Here is a 15022-nt window from a genome sequence, read left to right as displayed (position 1 = left end):
TTTTTCGTTTCAGCCGGCGGGCTGCACCTGCTGTTGGAACTGCTGGCGGTAGTGGTTGGGCGACAGTCCCGTGTGCTGGCGGAACAGGCGGGCGAAGAAGCTGGCGTCGTCGTAGCCGATTTCATAGCTGACCGCCTTGATGCTTTTCGCCGATGACGACAGCAGCCCCTTGGCGGTTTCGATGCGCAGGCGCTGCAGGTAGTACAGCGGCTTGTCGCCGGTGGCGGCGTGGAAACGGCGCATGAAGTTGCGGATGCTCATGCCGTGGTCGCGGGCCACGTCCTCGAAGCGAAAACGTTCGGCGAAGTGCTCCTCGAGCCACTGCTGGATCTGCAGGATCTTGGTGTCCTGATGCTGCTTCTGGCCGCCGAAACCGATACGCCCCGGCGTGTAGCTGCGGCGCACTTCGTAGAGTATGTCGCGGGCCACGCTCTGCGCCACGCTGGTGCCGCAGAAACGCTCGATCAGGTAGATGTACAGATCGCATGCCGAGGTCGGGCCGGCCACGCAGTAGAGGTTGTCGGCGTCGGTCAGGTGCTTGTCCTGATTCAGCACCACCTGCGGAAAGCGCGTGGCGAATTCGCTGAAGAAGCGCCAGCAGGTGGTCGCCTCCTTGCCATCGAGCAGGCCGGCGGCGGCCAGCCAGTACACCCCATTGGCCTCGCCGCACAGGCTGGCGCCAGCGGCGTGGCGTGCGCGCAGCCAGTCGAACACCTGCGGGTAGCGACTGCACAGGGCGTCGTAGTCGTCCCAGAAGGCCGGCAGGATGATCAGCTGGGCTTGGTCATCGAGGGGGCCGTCGACCGGTAGCTGTACGCCGCTGAAGCTGGTGACGGGCAGGCCGTCCGGGCTGACCAGGCGCACTTCGAAGGTCGGCACCAGGCCGAGGCCCTGCTGCTTGCCATGGCGCAGGCCGGCCATATGGAAGAAATCTCTGGCCTGCATGAGGGTCGAAGCGAATACGCCGGGCGTGGCGAGGATGCTCACGCGCGTGAGCGGGGACGAGCTGGGCATGGCTGTTGTTCTTGTTCGAGTGATTATCGGCCTGAGGGTAAAGCCGTCAGGTTCCGGCTGAATCGTCTTCTTTTATATGGGCTGCGTCCAGCCCGGTCTTGCAAGTCTGTGCTGGGAGAGAGGTTGTCATGCTGAGTTTTGCCGAGTTGGCCGCGTCGCCATTCGCCGAGTGGGACGGCACACCCGCCGCCGCGAGAATCCTGCAGAAGGAGTTGGCCGAGCAGGTGCGCCTGGAGGACGATTTCCCGCCGCTGCGCCTGTTGGCCGGCGTGGACGTGGGCTTCGAAGAGGGCGGCGAAATCACCCGCGCCGCCGCCATCCTGCTGGATGCCGAAACCTTGCAGCCGGTCGCCGAATGCGTGGCGCGTATCCCCACCAGCATGCCGTACGTGCCGGGCCTGTTGTCGTTTCGCGAGTTGCCGGCGCTGCTGTCGGCGTTGGCGGGGCTGCCCCAGGAGCCGGACCTGATCGTCGTCGACGGCCATGGCATCGCCCATCCCCGTGGGCTGGGCATTGCCGCGCACTTGGGCGTGGTCACCGGCCGGCCGACTATCGGCGTGGCGAAGAAGATCCTCACCGGCCATCACTGCGAGCTGGGCGAGGAGCGCGGTGACAAGGTGGAGTTGCTCGACCGCCAGAACCGGCAGATCGGCTGGGTGCTGCGCAGCAAGCGCAAGGTACGGCCGCTGATCGTCTCGCCGGGGAACCGCGTGAGCATGCACAAGGCGGCGGAGTTGGTGTTGAGTTGGGATCGGGGCTATCGGCTGCCGGAGCCGACTCGGCTGGCGGATCGGCTGGCGTCACGGCGTGACGCCAAGGGGCCGAAGTTGCTTTAGGTAGGAGGAGGGCGTGGCGAGGTGATGGGTTGTCGCCTACGCGGCACGACCCATCCTACGGTCTGCTCTTGTGGGAGCGGGCCATGCCCGCGATTCGTGCGCACGGCGTGCCCCCCGCACGCAGATCTGATGGGTTATCACTCATCCTGCAGTCGGCATCCCGTAGGGTGGGTGCCAACCCACCACCATCCCTAATCCTGAAAGATCAGGGCGCCGGGTTGGGCTGCGCCTTGTGGATCGCCTCGATGCCTTTGAGCACGTCATCGCTGAGGGTCAGCTCGCTGCTGGTCAGGTTGCCCTCCAGTTGCTCCAGCGAGGTGGCGCCGATGATGTTGCTGGTCACGAACGGACGGCTCGTCACGAAGGCCAGGGCCATCTGTGCCGGATCCAGGCCATGTTCGCGGGCCAGGGCCACGTAGCGGGAGCAGGCGGCCACGGTTTCCGGAGCGTTGTAACGCTGGAAGCGCTCGAACAAGCTCAGGCGCGCGTTCGCCGGGCGGGCGCCGTTCTCGTACTTGCCCGAGAGCATGCCGAAGGCCATGGGCGAGTAGGCCAGCAGGCCGCATTGCTCACGGATCGAGACTTCGGCCATGCCCACTTCGTAGCTGCGGTTAAGCAGGTTGTAGGGGTTCTGCACCGACACCACGCGGGACATGCCGTGGGCTTCGGCCAGTTGCAGGAATTTCATGGTGCCCCACGGCGTTTCGTTGGAGAGGCCGATGTGGCGGATCTTGCCAGCCTTGACCTGCTCGTCCAGCGCTTCGAGGATTTCCTCGATGGGCGTGGAGTCGCTGTCCTGATGCTGGTAGCCGAGCTGGCCGAAGAAGTTGGTCGGGCGCTCCGGCCAGTGCAGCTGGTAGAGGTCGATCCAGTCGGTTTGCAGGCGTTTGAGGCTGGCATCCAGGGCGGCGACGATGTGCTGGCGGTTGTGCTTGAGCTGGCCGTCGCGAATATGGGTGATGCCGTTGCCGGGGCCGGCGACCTTGCTGGCCAGGATCCAGTCGTCGCGGTCGCCGCGCTGCTTGAAGTACTCGCCGATGATCTGTTCGGTCTTGCTGTAGGTCTCGGCGCGCGGCGGCACCGGGTACATTTCGGCGGTGTCCATGAAGTTGATGCCGTAGGCCTTGGCGCGGTCGATCTGCGCGAAAGCTTCGGCGGCAGTGTTCTGCTCACCCCAGGTCATGGTGCCCAGGCACAGGGCGCTGACATTGAGATCGGTGCGGCCGAGCTGGCGGTATTGCATGGGAGCCTCCTCTGACAAAAGGCCCATACAAGCAGGTTGAAATTTTTTTCGCAATCAGGATAATCCGCGTCCTCTTTCTGCGGTGGAAGTGATGCGCCGCCTGCCGAAGAATCTTGCCGTACGCGGACGCGCTGACCCGAGCCCCCGATAGCGCCCGCATCCGGCTGCCTTTGACTTGTCAAAGTACGCACTATTCAGTAAGATCCGCCGTCTATTTTTGCTGGGCGGCCCCTGAGGCTATAAAGAATGAAAACTTTTACCGCTAAACCGGAAACAGTAAAACGCGACTGGTTCGTCGTTGACGCTGCTGGTCAGACCCTGGGTCGTCTGGCTACAGAAATCGCGAGCCGTCTGCGTGGCAAGCACAAGCCTGAGTACACCCCTCACGTTGACACCGGCGACTACATCGTCGTTATCAATGCCGAGCAGGTACGTGTAACTGGCGCTAAAACCAGCGACAAAATGTACTACTCCCACTCCGGTTTCCCGGGCGGCATCAAGTCGATCAACTTCGAGAAGCTGATCGCCAAGGCCCCTGAGCGCGTGATCGAGACCGCGGTTAAAGGCATGCTGCCGAAGAACCCGCTGGGCCGCGACATGTACCGTAAGCTGAAAGTGTATGCGGGCGCTGCTCACCCTCACACTGCTCAGCAGCCTCAAGAACTGAAGATTTAACGGAATAGTTCATTATGTCGGCGACTCAAAATTACGGCACTGGCCGTCGCAAGACTGCAACCGCACGCGTTTTCCTGCGTCCGGGCACTGGCAAGATCTCCATCAACAACCGCACCCTGGACACCTTCTTCGGTCGTGAAACTGCCCGCATGGTAGTTCGCCAGCCGCTGGAGCTGACCGAGACTGTCGAGAAATTCGACATCTACGTTACCGTCATCGGCGGTGGTGTGAGCGGTCAAGCTGGTGCGATCCGCCACGGCATCACCCGCGCTCTGATGGACTACGACGAGACTCTGCGTCCGGCTCTGCGTAAAGCAGGCTACGTGACCCGCGATGCTCGTGAAGTCGAGCGTAAGAAAGTCGGTTTGCGTAAAGCGCGTAAGCGTCCTCAGTACTCCAAGCGTTAATTCGCTGCTGTACTCGAAAACGCCCAGTTTCCTCACGGAGCTGGGCGTTTTTTATGGCCGGTCATTTTTGCTGGCCAGCCTCTGGGCATTTCGCCCGTGATGTTTTTCATGGCTGCTCCAGGCTACATCGTTACCTGTCTGCTCTGCCCGAGCGCTGGCGTGCGCCGGCTACCCACCGCTTCGTTGATGCGCGTCATGAGTCGCCCGGCTGGCCTGTGCGAATCTCGCGCCGGATTGCAGTCGCGCCGCTTTAGACGCACGGCCACGACCTTCTACCTGTGCATGCCGTCGATCAAACGGCTGGGCCGTATGGCCGGGGCAATGGATTAAAGTCGCCGATGAACGTCGAATGGATGCGCCTCCGGCCGAACGAGCAGGGTAGGCGCCGCGCCTGCGCCGGCCGCTGCTGCGCGCTGACCAACACGTACTAATTAGAGGCCTGCACAACAGGCCGGAAAGCCGATGGGAGACGACTGAATGAGCAATGACGGCGTGAATGCGGGCCGGCGTCGCTTTCTGGTGGCAGCCACTTCGGTGGTTGGTGCCGCCGGGGCGGTGGGGGCTGCAGTTCCGTTTGTAGGGTCGTGGTACCCGAGTGCCAAGGCCAAGGCCGCCGGCGCGCCGGTCAAGGTGAACGTCGCCAAGATCGAGCCGGGCCAGCAGATGGTGGCCGAATGGCGGGGCCAGCCGGTGTTCATCATGCGGCGTACCGAAACGATCCTCGCGAACCTCACGAAGATCGAAGGGCAGCTGGCTGATGCCGACTCCCAGCACTCGGTGCAGCCGGGTTACGTCGACCCGAAGACCCGCTCGATCAAGCCGGAAATCCTCCTCCTGGTCGGGCTGTGCACGCACCTGGGTTGCTCGCCGTCGTTCCGCCCCGAGGTGGCGCCGGCAGATCTTGGCGAGAACTGGGTAGGCGGCTACTTCTGCCCCTGCCACGGCTCGCGCTACGACCTCGCCGGGCGCGTGTACAAGTCGCAGCCGGCGCCGCTGAATCTGCCGGTGCCGCCGCACCGCTACGAGTCGGCTGAGGTGATCATCATCGGCGTGGATCAGGAGCAAGCATGATGAGCAAATTCATGGACTGGGTGGACGCGCGCTTTCCCGCCACCAAGATGTGGAACGACCACCTCGCCAAGTACTACGCGCCGAAGAACTTCAACTTCCTGTACTTCTTCGGCTCCCTGGCCCTGCTGGTGCTGGTCAACCAGCTGCTCACCGGCGTATGGCTGACCATGAGCTACAACCCGACTGCCGAAGGTGCCTTCGCCTCGGTCGAAGGGCTGATGCGCGATGTGCGCACCGGCGATACGCCCCACGGCGCGATCCTGCGCTACATGCACTCGACCGGCGCTTCGGCGTTCTTCATCGTCGTCTACCTGCACATGTTCCGCGGCCTGCTCTACGGCTCGTACCAGAAGCCCCGCGAGCTGGTGTGGATCTTCGGCATGCTGATCTACCTGATGCTGATGGCCGAAGCCTTCATGGGCTATCTGTTGCCGTGGGGACAGATGTCCTATTGGGGCGCCCAGGTGATCATCTCGCTGTTCGGCGCCATTCCCTATATCGGCGATGCGTTGACCGAGTGGATCCGTGGCGACTACCTGATCTCCGGCATCACCCTCAACCGATTCTTCGCCCTGCACGTGGTGGCGCTGCCGATCGTCATCCTCGGCCTGGTGGTGCTGCACATCCTGGCGCTGCACGAGGTGGGCTCGAACAACCCGGACGGCATCGACATCAAGAAGTACAAGGACGAGAACGGCATCCCCCTCGACGGCATTCCCTTCCACCCGTACTACACGGTCAAGGATATCGTCGGCGTGGTGGTGTTCCTGTTCGTGTTCTGCTTCGTGGTGTTCTTCTTCCCGGAGATGGGCGGCTATTTCCTCGAGAAGCCCAACTTCGAGCAGGCCAACCCGTTCAAGACCCCCGAGCACATCGCCCCGGTGTGGTACTTCACGCCGTTCTACGCGATCTTGCGCGCCATCCCCGACAAGCTGATGGGCGTGATCGCCATGGGCGCCGCCATCGCCGTGCTGTTCGTGCTGCCCTGGCTGGACCGCAGCCCGGTGCGCTCGATGCGCTACAAGGGCTGGCTGAGCAAGCTGTGGCTGCTGGTGTTCTGCGTGTCCTTCGTCATCCTCGGCGTGCTCGGCGTACTGCCGCCCACGCCGGGCCGTACGCTGCTGTCGCAACTGTGCACGGCGCTGTATTTCGCGTACTTCATCCTGATGCCTTTCTACACCAGGATGGAAAAGACCAAACCCGTTCCTGAAAGGGTGACAGGCTGATGAGAAAGCTATTCGCTGCATGTGTGGTCGCGCTGTTGCCTGCCTTCGCCCTGGCCGCCGGTGGCCACGGCGTGGCCCTGGACAAGGCCGATATCGACCTGACCGACAAGGCCGCGCTGCAGGACGGCGCGCGCACCTTCGCCAACTACTGCATGGGCTGCCACAGCGCCAAGTTCCAGCGCTATGAGCGCGTCGCCGCGGACATCGGCGTATCCGAGGAACAGATGATGGCGAACCTGGTGTTCACCGACGCCAAGATCGGCGATCACATGAACATCGGCATGAAGCCCGAGGACGCCAAGCGCTGGTTCGGCGCCGCGCCACCGGACCTTACCCTGGTCGCCAGGGTGCGTGGTAACGACTGGCTGTACACCTACCTGCGCACTTTCTACGACGACCCGGCGCGGCCCCTGGGCGCCAACAACCTGGTGTTCCCTAACGTCGGCATGCCCAACGTGCTGGGCCGCCTGCAGGGTCGTCAGTACATGGGTTGCAAGCAGGTGCAGGTGGTCGATGGCGGCAAGAAGCAGTACGACCCGCTGACCGGTACGCCGCTGACCCACGAAGCTTGCGACCAGCTGGTGCTCGAGCCCAACAGCGGCCAGCTCAGTCCACAGGCGTTCGATGACAAGGTGCGCAACCTGGTGACCTTCCTGGCCTACTCGGCGGATCCGAACAAGCTGCACATGCAGCGCATCGGTACCTACGTGCTGATCTACCTGGCGTTCTTCTTCGTCTTTGCGTACCTGCTCAAGCGCGAATACTGGAAGGATGTGCACTAGAACGATCCGAGCCTGCAGCTTCGCCAGCGTTTTTCAACGGCCAGCGAAGGCCGGTTCCGGTATCATGCTCAGCCCGCGTATCCCGCGGGCTTTTTTATGCCCTGAACATTCATCTCAGGGACTGCCGGGAACCGTCGCTAACAATAGCGCTTCCCGGTGCGTTCACGTTTCACGAATCTGGAGGATCGCCTTGGCTGCGACCAACCGGTTGGCCTGTTATTCCGACGCTGCCGACCACTACTCTCACCGCGTCCGCATCGTGCTCGCCGAAAAGAGCGTCGTTGTGGAAATCATCGATGTGGAGCAGGGCCGCTTCCCCAACAAGCTGCTGGAAGCCAACCCCTACGGCACCTTGCCGACCCTGGTCGACCGTGACCTGGCGCTCTACGAGCCAACGGTGATCATGGAGTACTTGGAGGAGCGCTACCCCCATCCGCCTCTGATGCCGGTGTATCCGGTAGCGCGCGGCAACACCCGCCTGCTGATGCACCGCATCCAGCGCGACTGGTGCTCGCTGGTCGACCTGATTCTCGACCCGCGCAGCAAGGAGCCGGCCCGGGTGCAGGCGCGCAAGGAATTGCGCGAAAGCCTCACGGGGGTGTCGCCGCTGTTTGCTGAGAAACCATTTTTTCTCAGCGACGAGCTGAGCTTGGTAGACTGCTGCCTGTTGCCGATCCTCTGGCGCCTGCCGCTGCTGGGGATCGAACTGCCAAGGCCGGCTAAACCGCTGCTCGATTACATGGACCGGCAGTTCGCGCGCGAAAGTTTTCGCCAGAGCCTGTCGTCCGTCGAACGAGCCATGCGCTGATCCATTTTTCCGGTGCGCCGCCGTTGCGCGCCACGTTCAGGAGGTTTGATGAACTCCAGTCGTCCTTATCTGATTCGCGCGCTCTACGAGTGGATCGTCGACAACGATTGCACCCCGCATCTGCTGGTCAATGCCGAGTATCCGGGCGTTCAGGTACCGAGCAAGTTCGTCAGCGACGGGCAGATCGTACTCAATGTATCGCCCACCGCTGTGCGCGAACTATCGTTGGGGCTCGATGCGGTCAGCTTCGAAGGTCGCTTCGGTGGCGTCGCCCACAGCCTGTTCGTGCCTTCTGCCGCGGTGCTGGCGATCTATGCACGCGAGAATGGCCAGGGCATGGTCTTCGATCAGGAGCCGCCTCCGGTGGAGAACGAAATCGAGGAGGTTGAGGACGAGTCGACCCCGCCCGATGACGAGCCGCCGCGGCCCAGTGGACGACCGAGCCTGAAGGTCGTCAAATAAGGCCCTGCGCTGCGTCGCCAACCAAAAATGCCGGTCTTCTGACCGGCATTTTGCGTTTCGGGCGATCAAAAAGCCGCTTGCATGATGGCATTAAGTCACTTCGTGCAATCTGCCTGAGCCGTTGCGCTTGGTTTTGCAGTTTGCACGGAGTCAGAGAACGTAAGTATTAAATAAGTTATTGATATTTAAGAATTATTTTTATTTTAAAAACCTGGCACAGCGCTTGCGATATTCATGGGGAAGCCACAATCCTGAAGTTGGATGTGGCGAACTTGAACGAAACAGGAGTGTTGCCCATGAAACTGCCAGTCAATAAGTTCGCTTTTGCCGCTATCACTGCGACCGCTCTGAGCTTGTCCGTTGCGGGTACCGCTTTCGCTGACACCTACAACAGCACCCAGCCGACCATGCTGGCTGCCAATTCCATGGACAAGGCTGAAGAAGCTGTTTCCGATACCTGGATCACCAGCAAGGTCAAATCGTCCTTCCTGGCTGACGACGGCCTCAGCGCTCTGGACATCAAGGTCGAGACCAACAAAGGCGTGGTTTCCCTGTCCGGCGTAGTGAAGACCGAAGCCGAGCGTGATCTGGCTGTTGCCAAGGCCAAGGAAATCAAAGGCGTTCAAGCGGTTTCCGCTGACGGCCTGAAAGCTGCCGACTAATCATGCCTAACCGGCAGGCCATTGCGGCCTGCCGCTCTCCTTGGAGAATCATCATGAATTCCGACATCATCAAAGGTAAGTGGAAGCAACTCAGTGGCGACATGAAGGCGCGCTGGGGCAAGCTGACCAACGACGACGTGGATGTCGCCGAGGGCCATAGTGAATACCTGGCGGGTAAACTGCAGGAGCGCTATGGCTGGACCAAGGAAAAGGCCGAGGAAGAACTGCGCGATTTTCGTAGCAAGTACTGACCTCGCTGCTGGTAGCTACCAGCGTGATACGCGAAGCCCCGGCCCATGCCGGGGCTTCGTGCTTTCTGCCTGCCGCTCGGCAGCAGGGGTTCAAGATGTCGTCTGGCGAGCCGATACTCTGTGCACATTCGCCAGGCACAGGACGTAGCATGTCGACTATCACCCCCTCTGGCGCAAGCTCCGCGCCACCGGTTAGAACCACAGCTGCAACCACTGCGGAGCCAGGCAAAGGCGAAGCCCGGAAGGCGGCCAGCGAGCCGGAGCAGCAGCCCTCGGTAACCGTCACCCTCAGCGAATACGCCCAGAAGCGTGCGAAGAGCATGCGCGATGCCTTTGGCAAGCTGCGCGAGATGCAGGCCAGGCAGGACGAGTCTCGCAAGGATGCCGCGCGCCAGCGCCTGGAAGACATCAAGCGCCGTATTGAAATGCTCAAGCAGCTGGTCGTGGCGCTCGGGCCCTCTGCTGCCAAAGGCGCGCTGCGGCAGATCAAGCAACTGGCACAGGAACTGGGGCAGGCTGCAGCGGTGCTCAAGGAACCCTCTGGTGGCACAGCCTCATCGGTCGGTATGGGCGCCAAGGCCGGCGAGGGCGAAAGTACGGCGGCGCAGGAGACGGTCACGGCCGAGGCGGTGAGCGAGGCAGAGCCGACTGCCGAGGTGGTGGTCGAGCCTGAGGCAGCAGCTGAAAGCTCCGAGGTCAATACCGAGACCGCAGAGCTGGCAGCCGGTGAAGAGGCCGAGCAGGAAGACGAACCGGAGCAGGGCGCCGAAGAGCAGGCCCAGGCCGCGATCAGCCAAGCCCGCCAGGAGCGCAACGAGCGTCAGCGCCGTGCCGACGCCGAAGAACTGAAGAAGGTCGCCGCCCAGCTCAAGCAGCTGCTGGCCATGGTGCGCTCGCAGATCAGCGGCAAGCCGGACGAAGAGAACAAGAAACTCATCGAAGGCATCGACAAGCAGCTCGCCGAGGTCGAGAAGGCCGCAGGCGAAATGGCTGGCGGCGGTTTGTCCCTGTCCATTTCGGTCGGCGCGACGCTGTCGATCAGCGTTTAGCCGGCTCGGGTGGACGGCGGCTCAGGCGAGGATCGCCGCCAGCGCCGCGCGGTCGACGTTGGCGCCGCTTAGCACCACGGCGGCGCGCTCGCCACGGTTTATCTCTCGCTCCTGAATCAATGCCGCCAGGGCTGCCGCGCCGGCGCCTTCGGCCAGGTTGTGGGTGTCTTCGTGGTAGATGCGCATGGCCTGGCGGATCTCGTCGTCGTCGACCCGCACGATGCGCGCCGCGCCGGCGCGAATGATCTCCAGCGCTTCGGGCTGCGGCATGCGGCAGGCCATGCCGTCGGCGATGGTGTCGGCGCTGTCGGTGCAGATGATCCGCCCGGCGGCGAAGCTCTGCGCATAACCATCGGCGGCGGCGCTGACCACACCGATCACCTCGGTATCCAGGTCGAGCAGGTCGCGGGTACGGATTACCCCGCAGATGCCTGAGCCCAGGCCGATGGGCACATAGATGCGCTTGAGCGGCGGCGCGGCCTCGAACAGCTCCAGGGCGTAGGTGGCCACGCCGCGGATCAGGTCCGGGTGCAGCGACGGCACGAAATGCAGGCCGCGTTGCCCCGCCAGCTCGGCTGCCCGGGCGCGGGCGGCATCGAAGTCGCGACCATGCTCGATCACCTCGGCGCCCAGCGCGGCCATGGCGGCATTCTTCTCCCGTGCATTGCCTTCAGGCACCACGATGACGATGGGTAATCCGGCCTTGCGGGCGGCCAGCGCCATGCTTTGCCCATGGTTGCCGCGGGTCGCCGAGATCAGCCCGCTGATGCCCGGCTCGCGGCGCAACAGCTGGTCCACATAGACCAGCCCGCCGCGCACCTTGAAGGCGCCAGTCGGGGTGTGGTTCTCGTGCTTGACCCACACTTCGCAACCCAGGCGCTCGGCCAGCAGCGGCCAGGCGAACTGCGGCGTCGCCGGAATGCTCGGGCGGATCAGGGTAACGGCTTGGCGCAGGGCGGCGAGGTCGAACATCGGGTAGTGCTCCGGGCGGGCTTTGACCAGATGCTACGGCTCGGGCATTGTATGGGTAAATCTTTATATTGCATGGCAAGCAATGTGGTTACCTGACCTTCAGGGCAGCACGCTGCCCACTTACCTGGCGCTGGTCGAAGCGATCTCCGTGGCCATCGGCAAGGGTGAACTCAAGCCCGGCGAACGGCTGCCGCCCCAGCGGCGACTGGCCTGGACGCTGGGCATCAACCCGAGCACTGTGATGCAGGCGTACCGCGAGGCGGCGCGTCGTCATCTGGTGTCCGGGGAGGTCGGCCGCGGTACCTACGTGTTGGCCGATAGCCACGAAGCCAGCCTGTTTCACCTCAAGCAGCCACGGCTGCCGGCCGATGGCATCGACCTGTCGACCAACGTGCCGGTGCACGATGGCGGCAGTGACGATCTGTCGCGCACCCTGCAGCGGCTGATCGCCGAGGGCCGCCTGGATGCCCTGCAGGCTTACGCGCCGGCCGAGCTCGAGCAGCGCGGGCGGGTGGCCGTCAGCCTGTGGCTGCAGCAGCGCGGCGTGCATACACCGCCGTCTCAGGTGGCGCTGTGCGCGGGTGCCCAGCAGGGCGTGTCGGCGGCGTTGCTGGCGCTGTGTGAGGCGGGTGACCCGGTGCTCGCCGAAGCCTTCACCGCGCCTGGCATCAAGGCCGCTGCCCGCCAGTTGCGGCTGCCGCTGCACGGCGTGGCCATGGACGAGCGCGGCATTCTTCCTCAGGACCTCGACCGTCAGATACGCGCCACCGGCGCGCGGGTGCTGGTGCTCACGCCATGTCTGCAGAACCCCACCGGCAGCAGCATGGATGGCGAGCGGCGCCAGCGCATCGCCGAGCTGGTGGAGCGCCATGGCCTGTGGCTGATCGAGGATGACGTCTATGGCGCCCTTGGCAGCCAGGCGCCATTGGCCGCGGCGGTGCCGGCGCGCAGCCTGCTGGTCAGCAGCCTGTCGAAGACCGTGGCGCCGGGCCTGCGCCTGGGCTTCATGCACGGGTCCCAGGCGCTGCTCAAACGCATCGACCCGCAAGGCCACGCTACCAGCTGGGCGGTGTCGCCGTTGTGCCTGGCACTGGCCTGCGAATGGATCGAGGACGGCACCGCCGCCCGCAAGCTGGCCTGGCAGCGTGAAGAGCTGCAGCAGCGTTGGCGCCTGGCGAGCCGCGTATTGGGCTCGCGCATGCCGCCGGGACGTGAGGTGGCGCCGCATCTGTGGCTGCAGCCGCCGGACAGCGCCGCATTGGTGGCGGCCTGTCGCGCCGCGGGCGTCGAGGTGGTGCCGGCGGACGTGTTCGCCGTCGGCCCGGCCCAGGCCAGTGCTGTTCGTATCAGCCTGGCCGCGGCGCGCAGCCGCGCCGAACTCAAGCAGGCGCTGGAGCACATCGTCGCCGCCTGGCCTGTTTGATCGAGCCACTTGCACCGGCGTTGTAATGCGTGTCAGCTATGAACCATGAATCCACGATAAGGAACCGTGCATGTCCCTTCCTACAGACGGCGCTTTTATCGTCGTCAACACTGCCGAAGAAGCCGTTGACCGCCTGGCCGCGCTGCACCAGCGCGCCACCGAAGGCCTGAGCCAGGCACTTAAGCGCTACCTCAAGGATCGCGTGCGGCCCGATGCCGACGAGCAGGAGCTGTTCCGCTACCCCGAGCTGCGCCTGACCTACGATTGCCAGGGCGAAGTGCCGACCACCGTGCGCGCCTACGCCAAGGTGCAGGTGCCCGGCACCTACAGCGTGACCATCACCCACCCTGCGGCCTTTCGTAAGTACCTGCTTGAGCAACTGCAGCCGTTGATGGCCGACTTCACCCTGACCGTCGAAGTCGGGGTCAGCGAGCAATACATTCCTTACCCTTACGTGGTCGAGGGCGGTGACGAGTTGGCCGGCAGTGGCGTGACCGCCGCCGAGCTGGCGCGGGTGTTCCCCAGCACCGACCTCTCTGCCGCCACCGATGGCACCGCCGACGGCCTGTACGACTGGGAGAACATCGACCCGCTGCCCCTGGCGCTGTTCGACGCGGCGCGCACCGACTTCTCGCTCAAGCGCATCCAGCATTACACCGGCAGTGACTGGCGCCATGTGCAGCCATGGATCCTGCTGACCAACTACCACCGCTACGTCGATCAGTTCATCCGCCATGGCCTGGACATGCTGCAGAGCGACTCGCGCTTCACCCGCATGGTGCTGCCGGGCAACGTGGTGGTCGAACGTGGCATGGCCGAAGGCGAGATGCAGGCAATCATCGAGAGCGTGGTCTGGCACCGTTACCAGATGCCGGCTTACCACCTGCAGGCCACCGATGGCGACGGCATCACCCTGGTCAACATCGGCGTCGGCCCGTCTAACGCCAAGAACATCACCGACCACCTGGCCGTGCTGCGCCCGCACTGCTGGCTGATGATCGGCCACTGCGGCGGCCTGCGGCAGTCGCAAACCATCGGCGACTACGTGCTGGCCCACGCCTACATGCGCCGCGACGGCATTCTCGACCGCGTGCTGCCGCCACACATTCCGCTGCCGGCCCTGGCCGAGGTGCAGCAGGCGCTGCAGGACGCCGCCGCACAAGTGACCGGCGAGCGCGGTGACGACCTCAAGCGCCGACTGCGTACCGGCACCGTGCTGACCTACGACGACCGCAACTGGGAGCTGCGTTGGGCTCAGGAACGGCCGCTGATCAACCTGTCGCGGGCCGTGGCGGTGGACATGGAAAGCGGCACCATCGCAGCCCAGGGCTATCGCCTGCGCGTGCCGTACGGCACCTTGCTGTGCGTGTCGGACAAACCGCTGCACAGCGAGATCAAGCTGCCGGGCGCGGCCGGTGCGTTCTACGAGCGGGCGGTGACTCAGCACCTGCATATCGGCATTGCCGCGCTGGATCTTTTGCGCGGCCAGCTCAACTCGCTGCACTCGCGCAAGCTGCGCAGCTTCGACGAGCCGCCGTTCCGCTGAGGTAATTACGCTACGAACCTGCTCATGATGTTTCAGCCAGGTTCGTCGATTTTGGCAGCTAAGTGGTGGGAGCGGCCTTTCGCGATCTGGTGGGAGGGGCTTTAGCCCCGAGCTTTTTGCAGCCTAGTAAAGCTCGGGGCTAAAGCCCCTCCTACATGCTCACCGACCGCTTCTGCTTTGTAGCTGCAGCTGCCGTTTCATGCGCACAAAGATCGTGAACAGGCTCGAAGAGATAACCGCGCCGGGCAATCCGGCGCGGCGTTTATTTGCCGTTCTTACCTGTCATCATCTTCCAGCGGTTGCGGTTGAGCAGTACGTAGCCGGTCAACTGCATGCCGGCGGCTATCACCAGGCTGCGGGTCAGGTCCGGGTTGGCCGGGCGCGGGCCGGTGTAGATCTGGTACAGGGCATACACGACGCCGATCAGACCGAGGATGAAAAACACCAGGCCGAGGATGGTCAGGCGGTGAAGCTTGCGTGGCAGCATGGCAGCACATCGTCCGGGAAAAAAGGGGCGTCAAACTAACCCGTAATTGGTGACGGCGCCAGCCACCTTATCGCCTTGAAACGCGCTAGATTAGTGAGCAGGCATCAA

General features: G+C 63.6%; 17 protein-coding genes. 13 read left to right on the top strand and 4 right to left on the bottom strand.

The window, feature by feature from the left end; translation table 11 throughout:
• Positions 1-9 precede the first annotated feature (9 nt).
• Positions 10-921, bottom strand: coding sequence for a GlxA family transcriptional regulator (locus PVA39_RS17215; protein WP_274125181.1), 912 nt, complete (start codon positions 919-921; stop codon positions 10-12).
• 221 nt (positions 922-1142) lie between these two features.
• On the opposite strand from PVA39_RS17215, the gene nfi reads away from it, so the two are divergent.
• Entirely contained in the window at positions 1143-1850 is a 708-nt protein-coding gene (gene nfi / locus PVA39_RS17210; RefSeq protein WP_274125106.1) for a deoxyribonuclease V, read from the top strand.
• Positions 1851-2055: 205 nt separating this feature from the next.
• Here nfi and PVA39_RS17205 read toward each other — a convergent pair whose 3' ends face one another.
• Positions 2056-3093: an NADP(H)-dependent aldo-keto reductase gene (locus PVA39_RS17205; protein WP_274125105.1), complete on the bottom strand. Its 1038-nt coding sequence runs from the start codon at positions 3091-3093 to the stop codon at positions 2056-2058.
• A gap of 246 nt (positions 3094-3339) precedes the next feature.
• On the opposite strand from PVA39_RS17205, the gene rplM reads away from it, so the two are divergent.
• The 10 genes from rplM to PVA39_RS17155 all read left to right on the top strand — a co-directional run bounded on the left by rplM (position 3340) and on the right by PVA39_RS17155 (position 10486).
• The gene (rplM, locus tag PVA39_RS17200; protein ID WP_013789889.1) at positions 3340-3768 is read left to right on the top strand and encodes a 50S ribosomal protein L13; all 429 of its coding nucleotides are present in this window, start codon (positions 3340-3342) and stop codon (positions 3766-3768) included.
• A 14-nt stretch (positions 3769-3782) separates the two neighbouring features.
• Positions 3783-4175 (top strand): 30S ribosomal protein S9, encoded by a 393-nt coding sequence (gene rpsI, locus PVA39_RS17195; RefSeq protein ID WP_013789890.1) that lies wholly within the window; start codon positions 3783-3785, stop codon positions 4173-4175.
• Positions 4176-4652: 477 nt separating this feature from the next.
• Positions 4653-5246, top strand: coding sequence for a ubiquinol-cytochrome c reductase iron-sulfur subunit (petA, locus tag PVA39_RS17190; RefSeq protein WP_274125104.1), 594 nt, complete (start codon positions 4653-4655; stop codon positions 5244-5246).
• On the top strand, positions 5246-6472 hold the full coding sequence (locus PVA39_RS17185) for a cytochrome b (RefSeq protein WP_013789892.1): 1227 nt from the start codon (positions 5246-5248) through the stop codon (positions 6470-6472). Before petA ends, PVA39_RS17185 begins: the two co-directional genes overlap by 1 nt.
• Positions 6472-7254: a cytochrome c1 gene (locus tag PVA39_RS17180; protein WP_093505319.1), complete on the top strand. Its 783-nt coding sequence runs from the start codon at positions 6472-6474 to the stop codon at positions 7252-7254. The genes PVA39_RS17185 and PVA39_RS17180 overlap by 1 nt, the downstream gene beginning before the upstream one ends.
• 190 nt (positions 7255-7444) lie before the next feature.
• Positions 7445-8062 carry a glutathione S-transferase N-terminal domain-containing protein gene (locus PVA39_RS17175; RefSeq protein ID WP_093505317.1) on the top strand — a complete coding sequence of 206 codons (618 nt, stop codon included), beginning with the start codon at positions 7445-7447 and terminating at the stop codon, positions 8060-8062.
• Between the two features lie 48 nt (positions 8063-8110).
• On the top strand, positions 8111-8524 hold the full coding sequence (locus PVA39_RS17170; protein WP_274125103.1) for a ClpXP protease specificity-enhancing factor: 414 nt from the start codon (positions 8111-8113) through the stop codon (positions 8522-8524).
• 296 nt (positions 8525-8820) lie between these two features.
• Positions 8821-9186 carry a BON domain-containing protein gene (locus PVA39_RS17165; protein WP_147176890.1) on the top strand — a complete coding sequence of 122 codons (366 nt, stop codon included), beginning with the start codon at positions 8821-8823 and terminating at the stop codon, positions 9184-9186.
• Between the two features lie 53 nt (positions 9187-9239).
• Entirely contained in the window at positions 9240-9437 is a 198-nt protein-coding gene (locus PVA39_RS17160) for a CsbD family protein (protein WP_093505313.1), read from the top strand.
• A 149-nt stretch (positions 9438-9586) separates the two neighbouring features.
• Positions 9587-10486 carry a hypothetical protein gene (locus PVA39_RS17155; protein ID WP_274125102.1) on the top strand — a complete coding sequence of 300 codons (900 nt, stop codon included), beginning with the start codon at positions 9587-9589 and terminating at the stop codon, positions 10484-10486.
• Positions 10487-10507: 21 nt separating this feature from the next.
• On the opposite strand, the gene PVA39_RS17150 is transcribed toward PVA39_RS17155, so the two are convergent.
• The gene (locus PVA39_RS17150; protein WP_274125101.1) at positions 10508-11458 is read right to left on the bottom strand and encodes a threonine dehydratase; all 951 of its coding nucleotides are present in this window, start codon (positions 11456-11458) and stop codon (positions 10508-10510) included.
• A gap of 82 nt (positions 11459-11540) precedes the next feature.
• On the opposite strand from PVA39_RS17150, the gene PVA39_RS17145 reads away from it, so the two are divergent.
• Together PVA39_RS17145 and amn are read left to right on the top strand one after the other, a co-directional pair.
• The gene (locus PVA39_RS17145; protein WP_274125100.1) at positions 11541-12881 is read left to right on the top strand and encodes an aminotransferase-like domain-containing protein; all 1341 of its coding nucleotides are present in this window, start codon (positions 11541-11543) and stop codon (positions 12879-12881) included.
• 70 nt (positions 12882-12951) lie between these two features.
• Positions 12952-14427 carry an AMP nucleosidase gene (amn, locus tag PVA39_RS17140; protein WP_274125099.1) on the top strand — a complete coding sequence of 492 codons (1476 nt, stop codon included), beginning with the start codon at positions 12952-12954 and terminating at the stop codon, positions 14425-14427.
• A 262-nt stretch (positions 14428-14689) separates the two neighbouring features.
• Here the strand turns inward: amn and PVA39_RS17135 are convergent, their stop codons facing one another.
• Positions 14690-14914, bottom strand: coding sequence for a hypothetical protein (locus PVA39_RS17135; RefSeq protein ID WP_093505302.1), 225 nt, complete (start codon positions 14912-14914; stop codon positions 14690-14692).
• Positions 14915-15022 lie beyond the last annotated feature (108 nt).

The organism is Pseudomonas sp. CNPSo 3701 (genome assembly GCF_028674975.1).
Lineage (GTDB): Bacteria > Pseudomonadota > Gammaproteobacteria > Pseudomonadales > Pseudomonadaceae > Aquipseudomonas > Aquipseudomonas straminea.
The sequence above is the reverse complement of the archived record's forward strand: the minus strand, read 5'-3'. Positions and strand labels throughout refer to the sequence as shown.

Bases quoted from the DNA above. Each gene is read 5' to 3' on its own strand.
- PVA39_RS17215 (WP_274125181.1), bottom strand. From the start codon at position 921: ATGGCCGGCCTGCGCCATGGCAAGCAGCAGGGCCTCGGCCTGGTGCCG.
- nfi (WP_274125106.1), top strand. From the start codon at position 1,143: ATGCTGAGTTTTGCCGAGTTGGCCGCGTCGCCATTCGCCGAGTGGGAC.
- PVA39_RS17205 (WP_274125105.1), bottom strand. From the start codon at position 3,093: ATGCAATACCGCCAGCTCGGCCGCACCGATCTCAATGTCAGCGCCCTG.
- rplM (WP_013789889.1), top strand. From the start codon at position 3,340: ATGAAAACTTTTACCGCTAAACCGGAAACAGTAAAACGCGACTGGTTC.
- rpsI (WP_013789890.1), top strand. From the start codon at position 3,783: ATGTCGGCGACTCAAAATTACGGCACTGGCCGTCGCAAGACTGCAACC.
- petA (WP_274125104.1), top strand. From the start codon at position 4,653: ATGAGCAATGACGGCGTGAATGCGGGCCGGCGTCGCTTTCTGGTGGCA.
- PVA39_RS17185 (WP_013789892.1), top strand. From the start codon at position 5,246: ATGAGCAAATTCATGGACTGGGTGGACGCGCGCTTTCCCGCCACCAAG.
- PVA39_RS17180 (WP_093505319.1), top strand. From the start codon at position 6,472: ATGAGAAAGCTATTCGCTGCATGTGTGGTCGCGCTGTTGCCTGCCTTC.
- PVA39_RS17170 (WP_274125103.1), top strand. From the start codon at position 8,111: ATGAACTCCAGTCGTCCTTATCTGATTCGCGCGCTCTACGAGTGGATC.
- PVA39_RS17165 (WP_147176890.1), top strand. From the start codon at position 8,821: ATGAAACTGCCAGTCAATAAGTTCGCTTTTGCCGCTATCACTGCGACC.
- PVA39_RS17160 (WP_093505313.1), top strand. From the start codon at position 9,240: ATGAATTCCGACATCATCAAAGGTAAGTGGAAGCAACTCAGTGGCGAC.
- PVA39_RS17155 (WP_274125102.1), top strand. From the start codon at position 9,587: ATGTCGACTATCACCCCCTCTGGCGCAAGCTCCGCGCCACCGGTTAGA.
- PVA39_RS17150 (WP_274125101.1), bottom strand. From the start codon at position 11,458: ATGTTCGACCTCGCCGCCCTGCGCCAAGCCGTTACCCTGATCCGCCCG.
- PVA39_RS17145 (WP_274125100.1), top strand. From the start codon at position 11,541: ATGTGGTTACCTGACCTTCAGGGCAGCACGCTGCCCACTTACCTGGCG.
- amn (WP_274125099.1), top strand. From the start codon at position 12,952: ATGTCCCTTCCTACAGACGGCGCTTTTATCGTCGTCAACACTGCCGAA.
- PVA39_RS17135 (WP_093505302.1), bottom strand. From the start codon at position 14,914: ATGCTGCCACGCAAGCTTCACCGCCTGACCATCCTCGGCCTGGTGTTT.